Source organism: Streptomyces roseus (assembly GCF_001044425.1).
GTDB lineage: Bacteria > Actinomycetota > Actinomycetes > Streptomycetales > Streptomycetaceae > Streptomyces > Streptomyces roseus.
On sequence record NZ_LFML01000119.1, the window covers coordinates 31880 to 50263 of the forward strand.

At 72.8% G+C, this 18384-nt stretch carries 17 protein-coding genes and 1 pseudogene; 4 read left to right on the top strand and 14 right to left on the bottom strand.

Going from position 1 to position 18384, the window contains the following annotated elements:
* Nucleotides 1-31 precede the first annotated feature (31 nt).
* Complete coding sequence (locus ACS04_RS26210) at nt 32-1258, bottom strand: PP2C family protein-serine/threonine phosphatase (RefSeq protein ID WP_048479243.1); 1227 nt, start codon at nt 1256-1258, stop codon at nt 32-34.
* A 127-nt stretch (nt 1259-1385) separates the two neighbouring features.
* Here ACS04_RS26210 and ACS04_RS26215 point away from each other — a divergent pair, with 127 nt between their 5' ends.
* The 3 genes and pseudogenes from ACS04_RS26215 to ACS04_RS39575 form a co-directional block, all read left to right on the top strand.
* On the top strand, nt 1386-2573 hold the full coding sequence (locus ACS04_RS26215; RefSeq protein ID WP_048479244.1) for an MFS transporter: 1188 nt from the start codon (nt 1386-1388) through the stop codon (nt 2571-2573).
* A gap of 177 nt (nt 2574-2750) precedes the next feature.
* Complete coding sequence (locus ACS04_RS26220) at nt 2751-3710, top strand: ion transporter (RefSeq protein WP_048479245.1); 960 nt, start codon at nt 2751-2753, stop codon at nt 3708-3710.
* Between the two features lie 60 nt (nt 3711-3770).
* Nucleotides 3771-3872 (top strand): annotated as a pseudogene (locus ACS04_RS39575) (DUF3224 domain-containing protein); the annotation flags it as partial.
* Between the two features lie 81 nt (nt 3873-3953).
* Here the strand turns inward: ACS04_RS39575 and ACS04_RS26225 are convergent.
* The 12 genes from ACS04_RS26225 to ACS04_RS26280 form a co-directional block, all read right to left on the bottom strand.
* A complete protein-coding gene (locus ACS04_RS26225; protein ID WP_048479246.1) occupies nt 3954-5129 on the bottom strand; it encodes an LLM class flavin-dependent oxidoreductase in 1176 nt (391 codons plus the stop codon).
* A gap of 11 nt (nt 5130-5140) precedes the next feature.
* A complete protein-coding gene (locus ACS04_RS26230) occupies nt 5141-6187 on the bottom strand; it encodes an LLM class flavin-dependent oxidoreductase (protein ID WP_048479247.1) in 1047 nt (348 codons plus the stop codon).
* Nucleotides 6184-7563, bottom strand: coding sequence for an NtaA/DmoA family FMN-dependent monooxygenase (locus ACS04_RS26235; RefSeq protein ID WP_048479248.1), 1380 nt, complete (start codon nt 7561-7563; stop codon nt 6184-6186). The genes ACS04_RS26230 and ACS04_RS26235 overlap by 4 nt, the downstream gene beginning before the upstream one ends.
* A gap of 43 nt (nt 7564-7606) precedes the next feature.
* Entirely contained in the window at nt 7607-8791 is a 1185-nt protein-coding gene (locus ACS04_RS26240; RefSeq protein WP_048479249.1) for an LLM class flavin-dependent oxidoreductase, read from the bottom strand.
* 129 nt (nt 8792-8920) lie between these two features.
* A complete protein-coding gene (locus ACS04_RS26245) occupies nt 8921-9712 on the bottom strand; it encodes a GNAT family N-acetyltransferase (protein ID WP_078865369.1) in 792 nt (263 codons plus the stop codon).
* A 5-nt stretch (nt 9713-9717) separates the two neighbouring features.
* Nucleotides 9718-10737, bottom strand: coding sequence for an ABC transporter substrate-binding protein (locus ACS04_RS26250; protein WP_048479250.1), 1020 nt, complete (start codon nt 10735-10737; stop codon nt 9718-9720).
* 63 nt (nt 10738-10800) lie between these two features.
* The gene (locus ACS04_RS26255; RefSeq protein WP_048479251.1) at nt 10801-11592 is read right to left on the bottom strand and encodes an amino acid ABC transporter ATP-binding protein; all 792 of its coding nucleotides are present in this window, start codon (nt 11590-11592) and stop codon (nt 10801-10803) included.
* Nucleotides 11589-12551 (bottom strand): amino acid ABC transporter permease, encoded by a 963-nt coding sequence (locus ACS04_RS26260; RefSeq protein ID WP_245236554.1) that lies wholly within the window; start codon nt 12549-12551, stop codon nt 11589-11591. The genes ACS04_RS26255 and ACS04_RS26260 overlap by 4 nt, the downstream gene beginning before the upstream one ends.
* Before the next feature lie 134 nt (nt 12552-12685).
* Nucleotides 12686-13795 (bottom strand): aryl-sulfate sulfotransferase, encoded by a 1110-nt coding sequence (locus ACS04_RS26265; RefSeq protein ID WP_048479253.1) that lies wholly within the window; start codon nt 13793-13795, stop codon nt 12686-12688.
* A gap of 33 nt (nt 13796-13828) precedes the next feature.
* Nucleotides 13829-14833 (bottom strand): ABC transporter substrate-binding protein, encoded by a 1005-nt coding sequence (locus ACS04_RS26270; RefSeq protein WP_048479254.1) that lies wholly within the window; start codon nt 14831-14833, stop codon nt 13829-13831.
* Between the two features lie 44 nt (nt 14834-14877).
* Nucleotides 14878-15603 (bottom strand): ABC transporter ATP-binding protein, encoded by a 726-nt coding sequence (locus ACS04_RS26275; RefSeq protein ID WP_048479255.1) that lies wholly within the window; start codon nt 15601-15603, stop codon nt 14878-14880.
* Entirely contained in the window at nt 15600-16379 is a 780-nt protein-coding gene (locus ACS04_RS26280; protein ID WP_048479256.1) for an ABC transporter permease, read from the bottom strand. The genes ACS04_RS26275 and ACS04_RS26280 overlap by 4 nt, the downstream gene beginning before the upstream one ends.
* A gap of 137 nt (nt 16380-16516) precedes the next feature.
* Between ACS04_RS26280 and ACS04_RS26285 the strand changes: the two genes are divergently transcribed.
* The gene (locus ACS04_RS26285; protein WP_048479294.1) at nt 16517-17086 is read left to right on the top strand and encodes a helix-turn-helix domain-containing protein; all 570 of its coding nucleotides are present in this window, start codon (nt 16517-16519) and stop codon (nt 17084-17086) included.
* Between the two features lie 11 nt (nt 17087-17097).
* On the opposite strand, the gene ACS04_RS26290 is transcribed toward ACS04_RS26285, so the two are convergent.
* A complete protein-coding gene (locus ACS04_RS26290) occupies nt 17098-17985 on the bottom strand; it encodes a DUF4436 family protein (protein ID WP_048479295.1) in 888 nt (295 codons plus the stop codon).
* Nucleotides 17986-18384: the final 399 nt, after the last annotated feature.

The following is an 18384-nucleotide window of genomic DNA, read 5'->3' on the forward strand; positions in this document are numbered from 1 at the left end:
GGGCCGGACGAAGACGAGACCGGGACGACGATCAGAGCCGGACGACGATCAGAGCCGTGTCGTCGGTGGCGCCGCCGACGGGGAGCAGGTCGACCAGCAGGGCGTCCGCGATCCTCTCGGGATCGTCGCCGCGGTGGCGGACGAGGGCCCCGGCCAGCCGTTCGAGGCCGACGTCGATGTCCTCGCGCCGCCGCTCCACCAGACCGTCCGTGTACAGCACCAGCGTGTCGCCCGGCGTGAACCCGGTCGTGGCCTGCGGCCTCGGGAGGTGCTCCGGCCGGGCCCCCAGCGGCGGATCGGTCGCCTGATCCAGGAACTCCACCGTGCCGTCGTGCCGCAGGAGCGCGGGCGGCAGGTGGCCGGCGCTGCTGTAGGTGACCGTACGGCCGTTCCAGTCGATGCAGGTCTCGACGACCGTGGTGTTCTCCGCGCCCTCGACGGACCGCGCGTAGAGGCCGAGCACCTCCAGGGCCTTGGCCGGGCCCTCGGCGACGCGCGAGGTCGCGCTCAGAGCGCTGCGCAGCTGGCCCATGACGCCGGCCGCGGCGAGCCCGTGGCCCACCACGTCCCCGACGGCCACCGCGATCCGGTCGCCGGGCAGATCGACGAGGTCGTACCAGTCTCCGCACACGTTCAGGGAACCGGCGGCGGGGCGGTAGCGCACCGCGATCCTGGTGTCCCCGGTCGGCCGGGTGACGGGGAGCATCGCGTTCTGGAGGGCGAGCGCGACCTCGCGCTCGCGGGCGTGGGCCTCGCGCAGGCGCTCGTTGAGCTCCTGGAGTTCGCGGGCCCGGGTGTAGAGCTCCGCCTCCAGGACCTGGGCCTGGCCGCCGGCCCGCCGACCGCGGGCGCGGATCAGCTCGGTGACCTCCTCCACCCGGTGCACCAGGAGCACGACCCGTCCTTCGGCGTCGAAGACCGGCGCGTTCACCGGGCTCCAGTACCGCTCCTCCCACTCGCCGGGCCGCTCCGCGGACTCCACGTCGTAGCGCTGGAGAGCCATGGCGTCCCGCTCGCCGGTTTCCGCGACGCGTTGCAGCGAGGCCGCCAGGTTCCGTATCCCGTTCGCCGAGGGGTCGTTCGGATTGTCGGGGAAGACGTCGAACAGGTACCGGCCGATCAGCTGGTCCCGTGTGCGGCCCGAGGAGAGCAGGAACTCCTCGTTCGCGTCCGCGTAGACCAGATCCGGGGTCAGGAGGGCCACCATTCCGGGCAGCAGCCGGAACACCGTCGCGTAGTCGATCACCACATCCGGCATGGACCACACACCTCCGAGCCCAGTATGTCGTAGAAAACAACCGTATGAACCCGTTCGCGGCGAACGGTGCGTCCGGCCCGGGCGGGGCGCACCGTCCGGCACGGCGGCCGCGATTACCGTCGGCGGCATGGACGGTGAACGCGGACGGTGGCGGCAGTGCCTGCTCGGCGGGGCGGTGTTCGCCGTGTGCATGGCCGGCACCACGCTGCCCACCCCGCTCTACGGCCTCTACCAGGAGAAGTTCGGTTTCTCCGAGCTGCAGGTGACGGTCGTGTACGCCGTGTACGCGTTCGGCGTCATGGGGGTCCTGCTGCTGGCGGGCAACGCCTCGGACGTCGTGGGCAGGCGGCCCGTGCTCCTGACCGGCCTCGGACTGGCGGCGCTGAGCGCCGGCTGTTTCCTGTGCGCCACCGGGCTGGGCTGGCTGTACGCGGGCCGGATGCTGTCGGGCCTGTCCGCGGGGCTGTTCACCGGCGCCGCCACGGCCTACGTCATCGAGCTCGCGCCGAAGAACGGCTCCTCGCGCGCCACGTTCGTGGCGACGGCCGCCAACATGGGCGGGCTGGGCTGCGGGCCCCTGCTCGCCGGCGTGCTGTCCCAGTACGCTCCCTGGCCCCTGTACCTTCCGTTCGTCGTGCACCTCGCCCTCGTGGCCTGCTCGGCCGCCGTCCTGCTGCGCCTTCCCGAGACCGTACGGGAGCGGCAGTCGCTCGCGGCGGTACGGCCCCAGCGGCCCGCGCTGCCCGCGTCGGTGCGGCGGGTGTTCGTGCCCGCCGCGGCCGCCTCCTTCGTGGGGTTCGCGCTGTTCGGAGTGTTCACGTCGGTCAGCCCGGCCTTCCTCGTCGAATCCCTGGGCGTGCACAACCGGGCCGTGAGCGGGCTGGTCGTCGCACTCGCCTTCTTCGCGTCGACGGCCGGACAACTGGCCGCCGGCCGCATCGGCGTCGCCCGCTCCCTCCCGCTGGGTTGCGCGGCACTGCTCGCCGGACTGCTGTTGCTCGCGGGCGCCCTGTACTGGGACACGCTGGCGCTGGTGGTCCTCAGCGCGCTCGTCGGCGGCGGCGGCCAGGGACTGACGTTCCGCGGGGCGCTCTCCGCGGTGGCGGGGGCCTCTCCGGCCGGGCAGCGCGCGGCGGTCATCTCGATGCTGTTCGTCGTGGCGTACGCGGGCATCTCCGTACCGGTGATCGGAGTGGGCGTACTGACGGGACCCCTCGGCCTGGAGGGCGCCGGACTGGTGTTCCTCGCCTGCATGACGGCGCTGGTGTCGACCGCGGCCGTCTACCTGCTCCGGCACCCGGTGCGCGAGGAGTAGCCCCGTTCCGCGGATCAGGAGAAGCCCGCGATTCCCCGATCGGGCGATGTGTCGGGCCGGGGCGATTCGTATCCGGCCGTACGGCGTTACACGACCTGGAGCTTGATCAAAGCCGCGGCAGCCGCCGGGGCGCGACGCGGCCCGTGACCGGATCCCGGACGCGGGCGAGGGAGCAAGATGTCAGAACGCATCCAGACGTCCACCGGTCGCGAAAGACTGGCCGCGCGCTGCCGCGACGTGTCCGAGGCGCCCGTGTTCGCGTTGTGCGTCATGTCGGTGATCCTGCTCAACGCCGTGCTGCTGGGCGTCGAGACCTACAGCGGACTGTCCGTGGAGTACGGGATCCTCCTCCACTCCGCCGAACGGTTCTGCGTCGTGGCGTTCACCCTGGAGATGCTGATCCGCCTCGGCGCGCACACCGACCGGCCGAAAGCTTTCTTCCGCGATCCGTGGAACGTGTTCGACCTGCTGGTGGTCTCCTCGGCCTTCGTGCCGTTCCTGCGCGAGAACACGACCCTGCTGCGGCTGCTGCGCCTGGCGCGGGTGCTGCGCACCGCGAAGTTCATGCCGCAGCTGCGCGTCCTGCTGGTCGCCGTCGGCCGCAGCCTCCCCGGAACGGTCAGCTTCCTGTTCGTCGGCGCCTTGATCCTCTACGTCTACGCGATGATCGGCTGGATCTGCTTCGCGGGCCACGACCCGGCGCACTACGGCTCCCTCGGCCGGGCCGGCCTCACCCTCTTCCTGCTGATGACACTGGAGGGCCTGGGCGACGCCGTCCACGCCGGACTGGCGGTCTCCCCGTTCAGCATCGTCTATTACGCCTCCTACGTGCTCCTCGCCTCCTTCGTCCTGGTCAACGTGCTGATCGGCGTCGTCCTCAACGCCCTTGAGGAGGCGCGCGAGATGGAAGAGGACGCGAAGCGGGCCGAGGAGGCCGCCGCCCGGCGGCCGGCAGGGGACGCGGACGCGGACACGGCGCGGGCGGCGGGAGAAGGTGCGGACGAGCTCCGGCTGCGGATCGCGGCGGTCCGCCGTGCCCTCGACGACATGGAGGCGCAGCTGGATCCCTCGCTCGCGGCGCCGCCGCTCCCCACCGGATCCCCGTCCCTGGCCGGGGCGTCGGCGGGCTCGCGGTAGCCGTACGCGGGGCGCTCGCGCGGACCGTACCCCTCCGCCCGCGACGAGCGGGACGCTGTCACGAGCGGCACCGCCGACCTGGCCGGGATCTCGGGCGCGGGCGGCATGGCGGTCGACGCCGACGGCACGCACCGGATCTGGCTCGACTACCAACTCGGATGATCACGGACTGAGTTGGCCGGGCGGTCGCACGGCACGGCACGGCAGGGATCCGTACCGACCGGGCCGCCGCCCGGCCGGCGGTCAGCCGCGGCGCTGCCACTCCTCGGCCAGCAGCCGGTAGGAGCGGACCCGGTCCGCGTGCCCGTGCGTGATCGTCGTGATGAGCAGCTCGTCGGCGCCGGTCGCGTCCCGCAGCCTCTCCAGGTGGTCGGCGACGGTGCCGGGCGAGCCCACGAACCGGGTCTCCAGCCGGTCCGCCACCAGCGCGCTGTCCTGCGCCGACCAGGGGAGCGCGCGCGCTTCCGCAGGCGTGGGATAGGGGATCGCGCCCTCGGCCGTACGGATGCTGCGCACCCAGGGCGCGTACCCGGCCGCCAGTTCGCGGGCGGTCGCGTCGTCCTGCGCGACCACCACGTCGGCGGAGACTGTCAGGTACGGCCGGTCCAGCTCCGCGGACGGCTTGAAGGCGGCCCGGTACCCTTCGGCGGCCTCCAGGACGGTGGCCGGGCTGACGTGGTAGTTCGCCGCGAAGCGCAGCCCGTTGCGGCCCGCCGCCTCCGCGCTCACCCCACCGCTGCTGCCCAGGATCCACACCTGTACGTCGGCCCCCTCGCCGGGCACGGCGTGCGCCTCCACACCCTCCGGTGTGCGGTACTCCCCGCGCAGCAGCGCGAGGACGTCGTCGACCTGCTCCGAGTAGTCCTGCGGCTGCGCGCCGGGCAGGTTGAGCAGCTTCTGCTGGAGCGCCACCCGGGGATGGCCCAGCAGGTGGGCGAAGGAGAACCGGTCCGGGATGCGCAGCCCGTTCGGGGTGCGGCCGTCCACCACCGGAGTGGACGGGACGTCCGGCTCGGGCGGCCCCGCGGGCCCGCCCTCGCCCCCGTCCTCGCCCTCCGCCGCGCGGCGGCGCTGCGGAGGCCCCGCCGAGCGCCCCAGGCCCAGGTCGAGGCGGCCGGGGTGCAGCGCGTCGATGAGCCCGAACTCCTCCACCGTCGACAGCGCGGTGCGGTGCCCGAGCTGGACGGCCCCGGAACCGAGCCGGATGGTGCGGGTGGCGGAAGCGGTCAGGGCCAGGACCACGGCAGGGGAGGTCCCGGCGACGCCCGGATTGAGGTGGTGCTCGGCGAACCAGTAGCGCGCGTACCCGAACTCCTCGGTACGGCGGGCCAGGTCGACGCTGTGGGCGAGGGCCTCGGCGGCGGTCGAGCCGGACACGACCGGGACGAGGTCGAGGACCCCCAGGGGGATGGCTGCCATGGCCTGGCTCCTTACAGTTCGGGGAAGGACGGGTCGGGTATCTCCCGGCGCAGCACCGGGGCGATCTCCGACTGGAAGAGTTCGAGCGAGGCCTGGTGCTCCGCCTCGGGCAGCCCGCCCGCCTCGGCCTGGAGGTGCAGCACGGTATGGCCGAACTCCGCGTGGTAGCGGTGGACCTTTTCGATCACCTGCTGCGGGCTGCCGATCAGCGCCGAGCTGCGCTCGACGAAGTCCTCCAGCGTCGCGAAGACCGGCTCCACCCCCTGCGTGCGGTGCGCGGCCAGGTACCGGGCGAAGGCCGGCCGGTACCTGGCCACGGCCTGCTGCGAAGTGCGTGCCGCGTGATAGCCGGCCGTGCCCGCGCCGACGACGGCACGGGCCGGATCGTGGCCGTGGTGCTCCCAGCGCTCCCGGTAGTACCGGACCAGCTCCGCGTAGGGGCCGATGGGATGGGTGACGTTCGCCGAGAACAGCGGATCCCCGTAGCGCGCCGCCAGTTCCACGGACTCCCGGCTCGTCGCGCTGCCGTGCCACACGCGCAGGGCGCGCTGGTACGGACGCGGCAGCACCTCCGCGCCGGCCAGCGCGGGGCGGAAGCGCGGCTCGGCGCTCACCTTGTCCTCGCGCCAGATCCGCCGGAACAGCTCGTAGCTCTCGGAGTTGCGCTCCCACTGGTCCTCGGGACTCACGTGGAACAGCTCCCGCTGCGCCGTACCGTTCCCCTTGCCGATCATGAGCTCCAGGCGGCCGTCGGAGAGGTGGTCCAGGGTCGCGTAGTCCTCGTACGCCCGCACCGGGTCCAGCAGGCTCAGGGTGGTGACGGCGGTGAACAGGCGGATCCGCCGGGTCAGCGCGGCGATGTGTCCGAGCACCACGGGCGGCGAGGACGACAGGAACGGCCGCTCGTGGCGCTCGCCCACGCCGAACCCGTCGAAGCCGAGCTCCTCCGCGCGCAGCGCGCTCGCGACGACCTGGCGGAACCGCTCCCGGACGGGGGGCGCGGCGCCCGTCACCGGGTCCGCGTTGTCGGTGATGAGGGTGATGGCGAGGAACTTCACGAGGCCTCCGCCCGGCGGCCGGAGGCCGCCCGCGGCGTAGCGAGGCCGAGGTGGTCGCGCAGGGTGGTGCCCTCGTAGTCGGTGCGGAAGACGCCCCGTTCCTGGAGCAGCGGGACCACGGTGTCGGCGAAGGTGTCGAGGCCGCCCGGGGTGACGTGCGGGACCAGGATGAAGCCGTCGGCCGCGTCCGCCTGGACCAGCGTGTCGATCTGCTCGGCGACGCTCGCGGCCGAGCCGACGAAGGTCTGGCCGGAGGTGGTGGCGATGACCAGTTCCCGGATCGAGAGGTTCTTGGCCTCCGCGAGGGCGCGCCACTGGCGGGCGGTCTCCAGCGGGTCGCGGAATTGGCGCACGCTCGCCCGGCCGAGCGCGATGGTGTTCTCGCCGGTCTCCGGATCGATGTCGGGCAGGGGGCCGTCGGGATCGTAGCCGGACAGGTCCCGGTTCCACACGTGTTCGAGGTACTTGATGGCGGTCTGCCCGCTGACCTGGAGGCGGCGCACCTCGTGGGCGGCCTCGCGGGCTTCGGCGTCGGTGTCGCCGAGGATGAAGGTGGCCGCCGGCAGGATCTTCAACTCGTCCTGCCCACGCCCGTACTTCGCCAGGCGGCGCTTGACGTCGGCGTAGAAGGCCCGGCCCTCGTCGAGCGTTCCGTACCGGCCGAAGATCGCGTCGGCGTCGGAGGCGGCGAACTCGCGGCCCTCGTCGGAGTCGCCCGCCTGGAAGACCACCGGGCGGCCCTGCGGGCTGCGGGGCACGTTGAACCGGCCCTCGATGTCGAACTGCGGACCCTTGTGGGCGAAGGCCCCGGCCCGGGCGTCGCGCAGGAAAGTCCCCGACCCGGCGTCGGCGAGGATGTCGCCGCCGTCCCAGGAATCGAACAGCTCGTGGGCGGTGGCCAGGAACTCCTTGGCCCGGCTGTAGCGCTCCTCGCGGGGCAGGAAGCCCCCGCGCCGGAAGTTCTCGCCGGTGAAGGCGTCCCAGGAGGTGACCACGTTCCAGGCGGCCCGGCCGTCCGACAGGTGGTCCAGGGAGGCGAACTGGCGCGCCACCTCGTAGGGCTCGTTGAAGGTGGAGTTGATGGTGCCGGTCAGCCCGAGGCGGTCGGTGACGGCCGCGAGGGCGGCCAGCACGGTGAAGGTGTCGGGGCGGCCGACGACGTCCAAGTCGTATATCCGCCCGCCCTGCTCGCGCAGCCGCAGTCCTTCGGCGAGGAAGAGGAAGTCGAACTTGGCGCGCTCCGCGGTGCGGGCGAAGTGGACGAAGGAGTCGAAGTCGATGTGGCTGCCGGCCGCCGGGTCGCTCCACACGGTGGTGTTGTTGACGCCCGGGAAGTGGGCCGCGAGGTGGATCTGCTTGAGCGGCTTGGTGGTCATGTTCGTCCTCGGTCAGGCGGAGCGGTGCGGGGCGGGGGCGTGCTCAGGCGGCCGGGAGCGGGTCCGCGGCGTAGCGGTTGGCGGGGCGGCCGAGCCCCAGCAGACCGCGCAGGGTGTCCGCCTCGTACTGCCGGCGGAACAGGTCCCGCCGCTGGAGCTCGGGCACCAGGGCACGGGTGATGGCGGGCAGGTCGTGGGCGATGACCGCCGGTCGCAGCAGGAAGCCCGACAGACCCGCCTCCCGGCGCTCCTGGAGCAGGTCGGCCAGCTGTCCCGCCGTACCGGTGAACACGGAGGTGTCACCGTCGTAGGGCTCGCGCGCGGCCTCGTCGAGGCGGCCGCGGCGCTCGGCCGCCGCCGCGGCGCTCTCGTCGAGGAACACGGTCAGCTCGCCGAAGAGGTGCAGGGGCCGCTCGGCGAGCCCCGTCGAGGCCCGGAGCCCGCGGACGGCCGTGGCGGCGGCGCGGGTCTCCGCGGTGTCACGGGCCACCAGGTGGCCGATGTCGGCGGACTGCGCGATGAGCCCGTACGCCGAGCTGTCGGCGGCCCTCACGCTCACGACGGGCTGGCCCTGGGGCGGTCGCGGGGTGATGGAAGGGCCCCGCACGCTGAAGTGGCGGCCCTCGAAGTCGATGTAGTGGAGCTTGTCGCGGTCCACGAACCGGCCCGTGGCCACGTCGCGGATCTCCGCGTCGTCCTCCCAGCTGTCCCACAGCCGCCGTACGACCTCGACGTGGTCGACTGCCTCCTCGTACAGCTCCTCCTCCGCGAGCGGTCCCGGGCGGCGGCCGAAGTGCCGCTCCTCGTAGGGCAGCCCGGACACCTGTACCTGCAGACCGGCCCGGCCGCGGCTGACGTGGTCGAGGGTGGCCACGGCCTTGGAGACGTGGAAGGGCTCGGTGTGGGTGGCGGTCACGGCGCCGACGAGCCCGATGCGGCGGGTCAGCGGCGCCACCCGGGCGGCGGTGAGGACCGCGTCGAGCCGGCCGCGGACCCGGTCGGTGCGCTCGTCGTGGCCGGCGGGGGAGGAGGACTGGAGGGCGAGCCCGTCCTCGAAGGCGACGAAGTCGAGGAGCCCGGCCTCGGCCTCCGCGACGAGTCCCGCCCAGTAGCGGGCGGTGAACAGTTCGGCGGGCCGCGCCCCCGGCTCGCGCCAGGCGGCCGGGTGCCGGCCCGCGCCGTCCAGCGAGACGGCGAGGTGCAGTGGTGCGGAATGGGAAAGGGGCATGCTGAATTACGCCTTCCTGATCGGCGTGCGGAATGAGGGGCCGATGCGGGGTGGGCGAAATTCAACCCGTCATCAAAATCTCCCGAAAAACGCTACGCCGGGCGGCTGTGCCATTCAATGGCAGGAACATTAAGAGAATTTGGCAGTCGTGTTGCCCCGGCCGCCGGGGGCCCGTACGGCCATGAACGAGGGCCGTCGGCGCAGGGTGAAGCCGATCGACTCGTAGAGCCGGATCGCGGCGGTGTTGGCGGCCGCCGTGTGCAGGAAGGGGGTCTCGCCCCGCTCCCGGATGCCCGCCGCCACGGCGCGGACCAGCCGCGTCGCCAGGCCCTGACCCCGGTGCGCGGGATGGGTGCAGACCGCGCTGATCTCGGTCCAGCCGGGCGGCCGCAGCCGCTCTCCCGCCATCGCGACCAGTCGGCCGCGGTGGCGGATGCCGAGGTACGTGCCCAGCTCGACGGTGCGCGGCAGGAACGGCCCCGGCTGCGTCAGCGCGATCAGGGCGAGCATCTCCGGAACGTCCGCCGGGCCCAGTGCGACAGCCTCCGGCGCGGCCTCGGCGCGCAGCGCGGTGTCGACGAGCTGAACCCCGGGGACGGCGCCGACCGTCTCCCACCCCTCGGGCGGCTCCAGTACCCCGGCCAGCGGGGCCGTACCGCCCTCGCCGACCAGCGCCCGCAGGTCGGCCCAGGAGCGGGGGTCGGCCGGGTCCGCGAGGGCGGCCCAGGGCGAGACGTCCGGGTGGTAGCGGGCGGCGCGCGGGGCTTCGGGCCCACGCCCGCCGGGGTGTTGGGCGAAGGCGGCGTGCGGACCCTGCAGCGCCGCCCAGGCGGGGTTGTCCAGGACGTGCGGGCCTTCGGGGCCGGGGGCGGCGGTGCAGCGCCCGGAATCGGTGCCCGGGCCGGTGCCGGTGCCGGTCACGGCGCTCACGAGTTGGTCAGCGGCAGGCCGGGCGGGTTCACCTCGGAGGCGGTGACGGCCTCGTTGGAGAGGTTCCACGCCTCCAGCAGCTTCCCGTACTGGCCCTGCTTGATCAGGTGGTTGAGCGTCTCGGCCACCGGCTTCGCCAGTCCGCTGTCCTTCTTCGCGGTCGCGGCGATGAGCCCCTGGAGCGACTCGCCCGCGCCCGAGAAGGAGCCGGCGCTGCGGGTGGGCGTGCTCGTGCTCGCGGTCTGCGTGATGTGGTATGCGATCGACGGGTTGGGACCGAAGTAGGCGTCGATCTTCTTGCCGCTGAGCGCGAGGGCGACGCTGTTGGCGTCGGGGAAGTACTTGACCGTGATGTCCTTGCCCTCGGCCTGGAGCTTCTTCTGCCACTCCAGCAGGATCTTCTCCTGGTTGGTGCCGGCGCTGACCGCGACGGTCCTGCCCGCGAGGTTGCGGTAGTCGCCCCCGAAGTTCCAGGGGCTGTCCTTGAGGACCTCGAAGGCCAGGTTGTCCTGCCGGTACGAGGCGAACTCGTACTTCTTCTTGCGCTCCTCGGTGACGGTGACGTTGGTGAACGCCACGTCGACCTTGCCGCTGTCGATGCCGAGGAAGAGGTTCTCCCAGGTGGAGTTCTTCAGCACGGGCTTGAGGCCGAGCGTCGCGGCCACGAGCCGGCCGAGGTCCGGCTCCGCCCCGGTCAGCGTCTTCTGGTCGGTGCCGACGTACGCCAGGGGCGGGAACCCGGCCGGCAGCGCGCCGACCCCGATGACCAGCTCGCCGCGGTCGCGGACCTCGGCCGGCAGCTGGGCGCGCAGCGACTCGACGACCGGAGCGCTCAGTTCGGCCTCCTTGGCGGCGCCGTTGGAGGCCGCGCCGACAGTGACCTTGCCGGAGGACGCCGCCCCCGTCGCCTCGGCGTCGCCGCCGCACGCGGTCAGGGAGCCGACGAGGGCGACGACGGCGGTCGCGGCGGCGACGCCGCGGACGAGTCTCGGACGCAGGGAGGACGGGCGCAGCATGATGGTGGTGCCTTTCCGATCAGGGGGAACTGGGGAGACGGGCGTCGGCATGGGGGCGGGGGCTCAGAGGACCTTGCTGAGGAACTCGCGGGTGCGGGGGTGCGCGGGACGGTCCAGGACCTGCTCGGGCGGGCCCTGTTCGACGATGCGGCCGTCGTGCAGGAAGACGATCTCGTCGGCCACCTCGCGGGCGAAGCCGATCTCGTGCGTCACGATGACCAGGGTCGTGCCGCCGGTGGCCAGGTCCTTGATGACCGACAGGACCTCGCCCACGAGTTCGGGGTCGAGTGCGGAGGTGGGCTCGTCGAAGAGGATGACCCCGGGCCGCAGCGCGAGCGCCCTCGCGATGGCCACCCGCTGCTGCTGGCCTCCGGACAGCTGGCGCGGATAGGCGCCGGTCCGGTCGCCGAGCCCGACCCGCTCCAGCAGCTCGCGCGCCAGCGCCTGGGCCTCGGCCCGGCGCAGACGCCCCGTGGCCACCGGGGCGGCCGCGACGTTGTCGAGCACCGTGAGGTGCGGGAACAGGTTGAAGTTCTGGAAGACGAAGCCGATCCGGCCGCGCTGCGCGAGGATCGCTCGCTCGCTGAGCTCCTTGAGCCGGGCCCCCTGCCGCTGCACGCCGATCAACTCGCCGCCCACGCTGACGTACCCGGCCTCGGGCTTCTCCAGGTGGTTCACGACCCGCAGCAGCGTGGACTTGCCGGAGCCCGAGCGGCCCAGGACCACGGTGACCGTGCCCGGCCGTACCGTCAGGCTCACCCCGTCCAGGACCCGGCGGCCGGCGAACCACTTGTGCACGTCGTGTACCTCGACCGCGGCGGGTGCCGGTGCCGTCGGTGCCGTCGCGCCGGTCATCGCGCCGCCTCCTTCCGGTAGCGGCCCCGCAGCTCCTCCAGGCCCGCCCGGGCCCGCCGCAGGGGAGTGGGCGGAAGGCTGCGCAGGGCGCCGCGGGCGCAGTACCGCTCGACGTGGTACTGCACGGCCGAGAGGACGCTGGTGAGGATCACGTACCAGACGGTCGCCACCAGCAGCAGCGGGACCACGTCGCCGGGGTAGGTGCTGCCCAGGCCCTGGACCGTGCCGAACAGGTCCAGCAGGGACACGTAGAAGACCAGCGAGGTGGCCTTGACCAGGCCGATCAGCAGGTTGACGTAGGCCGGCACGATCGCGCGCAGGGCCTGCGGGAAGACGATGCGGGTGAACTGGTAGCGCCGGGGCAGGCCCAGCGCGGCCGCCGCCTCGTGCTGTCCCTGGTCGACGGAGAGGAGCCCGGCCCGGACGACCTCGGCCGCGTACGCCGCCTCGACCACGCTCAGTCCGACGACCGCCACGATCGTGTCGGTGGCCAGCCGGGACTCGTCGAAGCTGAAGAAGGCGGGGCCGAAGGGCACCCCGATGCTCAGCGTCGGATAGAGCGCGCTGAGGTTGTTGAGGAAGAGCAGGACGACGATCAGCGGGACCGAGCGCAGCAGCCACACGTACGTCCAGCTCACCGAGCGCAGGACCGGGTTGCCGGAGAGCCGCCCGAGGGCCAGCAGCACGCCGCCCGCCAGCCCGAGGAGCGCGCTGTACGCCGCCACCTGGAGCGTGATCCACATCCCTTCCAGCACGACCGGCCGCAGGAACCAGTACGCGAACCGGTCCCACTGGTAGAAGGGGTTGGTCAGCAGCCCGTGGCCGGCCTGGGCGACCAGGACCAGGACGACGGCGCCGGCGATCCACCGGGCGGGGCGGCGCAGCGGGAGCACCCGCTCGGCCGCACCCGGTGGTTCGGGCGGGCCGGCGGGTGCGGCGCGGACAATCGATTCGCTCAAGGACACGGGAGCAGCTTCGACAAGGCCGAGAATCGATGTCAACGGTCCGGATATCGATGGCCACACAAACGCGTCCGCTTTTCATGCCCCGTACACAAAACGCCTGCGGTGGAAATGAAAAGGGGGACCTGCGTTCACAGCCAGGGAATCTCGTCGGCGCCGTAGCGGTAGGCGCGGAAGACCGAGTTCTGCGCCCCGGCCGAGGACTCCAGGCCGACGCCGTCACCGAAGGAGCGGAACTGCGGGACCACGAACTCCCACACCACCTCCCGGTCGGGCGTCACCTCGAAGAGCCGCCCGAAGGAGCCCTCGGCGATGAAGGTGTTCCCGTTGGGCAGGCGCTGCGCGCTGGACATGTAGGGGCTGTAGAAGTTCTGCGGCGGGTTGTCCTCGTACGACCACACCTCCTCGCCCGTGCGCGGGTCGAGCTCCAGCACCCGGGAGTACGGCACGGAGGTGGTGTCGCGGTAGGTGCCGTTGTCGAAGACCAGGACCGTGCCGCCGGACAGCTCGTGCGGGTGGTGCTGCTGCGCCAGTACGTCGGGGCCGATCAGCCACTGCACCGACCCGTCGGTGCGGTCGATGGACACGGTCGTCGAGGCGCTGCGGAAGCCCACCACGACCGAGCCGTCGGCCCGCTCGTTGACCGTGTTGGCCATCGGCCAGTGGTTCCTGGCGAAGTGGGGGTTCAGCACGACCCGCTCCGGGTCCAGGTGCTCGATCGCTGCCCAGCGCCACACCACCTCTCCCTCCCAGGTCAGCTCATAGACGACGTCCCCGTAGACCACCCCGCCGGGAGCCTCCGAGCCGGGGATGCCGCCGCGGATCCGGGCCGCGTCGGCCGGGGCGAGGGGCTCGACGACGGCGATGAGCAGGTTGCCGTTGCGCAGCACGGTGGCGTCGTGGTGGTGGAAGGGGTGCCGGGCCTCGCGCAGCACCGTGGAGTCCGGGGCCAGTTCCTGGAAGATGCCGCCGTGGTAGACGTCCCAGATGGGGAAGAGGGTGGGGCCGCTCGTGTCCTTCGCCGCGTAGAAGAGGTTGCCGTTCGGCAGGATCTGTGCCTGACGGCCGGGCGGGTGGGGGGAGTTCCAGGTGTGGGCGGTACGGCCCTCGATGTCGACGAGGTGGATCTCCCCGGCGCTGGTGATCGGGGTGTAGAGCGTGTAGCCGCCGTGGCTGCGCTCGGGATCGTGGGCGATCAGGCCGACGCCACGGCGGCGCAGGGTGTTCTGGTCGACGGTCATGGGGATCTCCTCAAGGGGAAGGGGCGGAGCGGGTCAGCGGATGGTCACGGCGGCCGGGTCGGCGGCCGTCAGCGGGGCGGGGTCCAGGTGGCCGCGGATCACGGCGCCGTCGGCGGCGCCGGGCAGCTTCTGGGCGTCCTTGGCCCAGGCGGCCTCCTGTGTCAGCTCGGCGAGCAACTCGGGGGAGAGGGACGCGCCGTAGGCGTAGCGGGGCTGGAAGGCGTCCACGTAGGAGGCCTGCAGGGCCCCTTTGGACTGGCCGAGCACGGCCCGGCGCCCACCGGCCGGGTCCGCGGCGAGCTCGCGCTGGGACCGCAGGATGGTGCGGACCACCGCGGCGGTGGTCTTCTCGTCCGCCGACGGGCCCGCGATCAGGAGGGTTCTCGCGGTGTAGCCGGTGAAGGCCACCTCCGCGTACCGCTCGCCGAGCGCGGTGCGCGCCGCGTCGTAGAAGCTGGGGAAGGTGACGCCGGCGTCGATGTCGCCGCGGGCCAGGGCCGGGGTCACCTGGTTCGGAGCGAGGTTCACCACGGTCACCTCGCCCGCCGACAGGCCGGCCGAGGCCAGCATGCGCGACAGCGCGTACTCCACGTTCGTGCCCTGCGGGACCCCGACCTTGCGGCCCTTCAGCGCGGCGAAGCCGGTGACGCCCCGGTCGGTGCGGGTGAGCAGCCGCCAGTCGGTGAACCGGGACAGGTCGGCGACGATCCGCAGCTCGCGGCCGCCGAGCGCGGCCGTCACCGCGGGCAGGTCGCCCACGACCCCGAGCTGCGCCTGGCCGCCGAGCACCGCGTTGAGCGCGTCGCGGCCGGTGGGCTGGGTGGTGACGGAGGCGGCTATGTCCTCGGCGGCCCACAGGCCGCGCTCCTGCGCGAGGTAGACGGGTGCGCCGCCGAGTTGGTCGCTGGCGGCGATGGTGACGGACGGGCGTCCGCCGCCGGCGGCGGTCCGGGCGGCGGATCCGTCGGAGCAGGCCGTCGTGACGGCGGCGAGCAGGGCGGCCAGGAGTACGGCGGCCACCGCGCGGGGTCTGGACATGGGGGAGCGGTCCTTCCGGGAGGGGGGGGCGGGTGAGCGGAGGCTCATCCGGTGGGCAGGGCGTGGAGGTGGCGGGCGATCAGGGACCGCAGGTCGGGGTCCGGCGGCCCGTCGGGCACGGGGTGGTCGGCCAGTACCCGGCCGGGGGTCCCGCCGAGGACGACGACGCGCTGGGCGAGGGCCAGGGCCTCGTCGATGTCGTGCGTGACGAACAGCACGGTGGTGCCGCGGCGCTGCCACAGCTCCCGCAGCAGGGTCTGCATCCGGCTCCGGGTGAGCGTGTCGAGGGCCCCGAACGGCTCGTCCAGCAGGAGGACTTCGGGTTCGGCCGCCAGGGCGCGGGCCAGGGCGACGCGCTGCTGCATGCCGCCGGACAGCTGGGCCGGATACTTCTCGGCACCCTCCGCCAGGCCGACCTCGGCGAGCGCGGCCAGCGCCCGCCGGCGGCGCTCCGCGCGGGGCAGGCCGAGCCGCTTGAGCGCGAACTCCACATTGCCGCGGGCCGTGCGCCAGGGGAACAGGGCGTAGTGCTGGAAGACGACGCCCCGGTCCGGACCCGGTCCGGTCACGGGACCGGCGCCGGCCGTCACCCGGCCGCCGGCCGGCGACACGAACCCGGCCACCGCCCCTAGGACGGTGGACTTGCCGCAGCCGCTGGGGCCCAGCAGGGCAGTGAACGATCCAGCGGGCAGGTCCAGTTCGACGGGGTCCAGCACGCGCGTGCGCCCGTACGCGACGGACACGCCCTCCAGCAGTACCCGCTTGCTCATGACGCGCCCCAGTGCACGAACCGGCGGCCGATCGCGGCCAGCACCAGGTCCACGGCCACACCGAGCAGTCCGAGTACGAGCAGGCCGGCGAACATCCGGTCCACGCGCAGGAACTGTCCGTCCACCTGCAGCCGGTACGCCAACCCGCTGTCCGCACCGCCCAGTTCGGCCGCCACCAAGGCGAGCAGCGCGACGGAGGCGCCGTAGCGCAGCGCCGCCAGCAGGGCCGGGGCGGCGGCGGGCAGGAGCACCTCGGTGAACCGCCGGTGCAGCGGCGCCCCCAGCGTGCGGGCCGCCCGCAGGTGGGAGACGGGCACCCGCGAGACCCCGTCGTGTACGTACAGCCAGACCGCGAGCAGTACGGCGTACGCGATGAGCAGGCGTTTTGCGGTCTCGCCGATCCCGAACCAGGCCGTCGCCAGCGGCACCAGGGCGATCGCCGGGATGGGCCGGAGGAAGGAGACGAGCGGTGTGACGGCGGCGGACAGCCTCGGCAGGTAGCCGGTGGCGAAGCCGAGCGCGCTTCCGAGCAGGGCGCCGAGCGCGAAGCCCTGCCCCGCGCGGGTCAGGCTGGCGACGACGTCGGAGGCGAGCAGACCGCTGCGCGCGCCGGCGGCGAGGGCGGAGGCGGTCTCGACGGGCGTCGGCAGCAGACCTGGAGCCACCGCGCCGGACCAGGCGGTCAGGGACCACAGGGCGAGCACCGCGCCGGCCGCGCCGAGGGCGGGGCCCAGCCGGCCGCGGGCCCGGCCTGCCGGTGAGGGGGTGGAGTGCACGGGTCGGCTCCTCGTTCGTTCGAGCGGTTCATAAGTGAGGTCAATAATTGACCACGCTTATGAATGGCGTGTTTCAGCAGTGCGAAACGTTCCGGGACCCGCCGGCCCGCAATCCGGCATGCGGTACGTTCACCAGCGTGTCTCGCCCCGAACCCACACCCGAAGCGATCGAGGTCGGACGGGTGATACGCGCCTGCCGCAAGCAGCGCGGAGTCTCCATGGCCGTTCTCGCCACCCGCTCGGGCCTCTCCCAGCCCTTCCTCAGCCAGCTCGAACGCGGGCTCGCCACGCCCAGCCTCAGCTCGATCTACCGGATCGCCGAGGCCCTGGACGTCACCCCGGGCACCTTCCTCAGGCCCCCGGGCCGCCCCGGTGCGGTCAGCCACGAGGCCGACCCGCAGGTGATCCGGGTGGACGAGGGCGCCGGACAGGTCGCGCACGTCCTGATCCCCGGCGCGCGCAGCGCGGTGATGGAGGCGTACGAGCACCACTTCGAGCCGGGGCGAGGGGAACGCGGCTGGTTCGAGCACCCGGGAGAGGACTTCCTCTACGTCCTGGAGGGTGAGATCGTCCTGGAGGTCGAGGGGGAGGAGCCGCTGACCCTACGCGCGGGCCAGAGCGCCCACCACCGCGGCGAACTCCCGCACCGCTGCCGCCTGTCGGGCTCCGTGTCGGCCCGTACCCTGCTGGTCATCGCCAACGCCTGACCCGGCACGCCCTACGTGCGGGGGGTGTCGTCGGCCCGGAGGGCGGTGCGGACACCCGTGATGACCACGGCGATCAGGCAGAGGGCGATGATCGTCTCGGCCCACAGGAAGGCGAACCAGTCCAGGACGCAGCCGATCGGAGGCGTGCCGGGGGCCGTGTTGCGGAACGCCGCCAGGGCGAAGAGGGTTGCGGCCATCCAGGAGAGGGCCGGCCAGACCAGGCCCTCGCCGCGGGTGGTCAGGTACCAGGCTCCGATGAGCACGGCCGCCGCCAGCGCCCACATCACGCCCATCATGAAGACCGCGAAGACGACCAGGCTGCCCGACCGGGTCAGCTCCAGTGCCACGGCGGCGTCCTGCGGGTGGGGACCGGGCGTCGCGGAGACGGAGAAGAGCGTGTCGTTGTTGGAGAACAGCAGCCGTACCGGCACCGGCTTGCCGTCCAGCAGCGCCCGGAACCCGATGCCGGTCTCGTAACTGTCGAACGGGTAGTCGCTGACCGATCCGCCCGTCATCGCGACCACTACGTCCTTGGTCGCGAGCCGCTCGTGCGCCTTGAACTCCAGATTGCCGAGGGTCGCCGCCGAGGTCTGGAGGCTGAGGTCGCCCGCCGGGGCGCTCTGCTCCTCTTCGCCGAGGGTCCCGAGCGGGGTGACCCGGACCCGCAGCAGCAGCTCTCTGGCCGCCGCGTCGACCCGCTGGACGGTGGCCTCCACGTCCAACCTGTCGGCGGCCGTGGATCCGGCCGTGTCGACCGTATCGACGGCCTGCCGTTCGGTGAACTGGAGCCACGAGCCCACGGCCACCGCCACCACGATCAGAATCGCGATGGGGAGCAGGACCGGCAGGAGCGAGGCCCCGGAGCGGCCCTGGCGAGGGGGGAGCGAGGGTGCGGCCATGGTGACTCCGACGGGGAGGGAAGGGCGGCGGCTCTTCGTAGCGCGATCCTCGTCGACCGGGGCGACGAAGCGCCGCATCCGGGCGGGCGTGTCGGTACCTGCGGACCCTCCCGCGGATGATCATCGCGAAGGTGAAGCCGGAGGGCGGTGACGCTTCGCCGGTCGAACTCTCACCTCGCCGTACGGGCGAAAGACGCCAACGCGGCCAGCGGTCGCGGAGGCACCGGCTCCTTCCCCTGCTGGGGCAGCATCAATCCCCATATGGAGACGTCAACTTGCTCAAACGTTTCAACTGCGCAGCAGTGGTTCAAATCGGGACATCGTGGCGCGGTTTTCGGCCGCACACGGGCAAAGTGATTGCAGAGGGCATCGAACGCGCGCGACTCTCGATGTGCAACC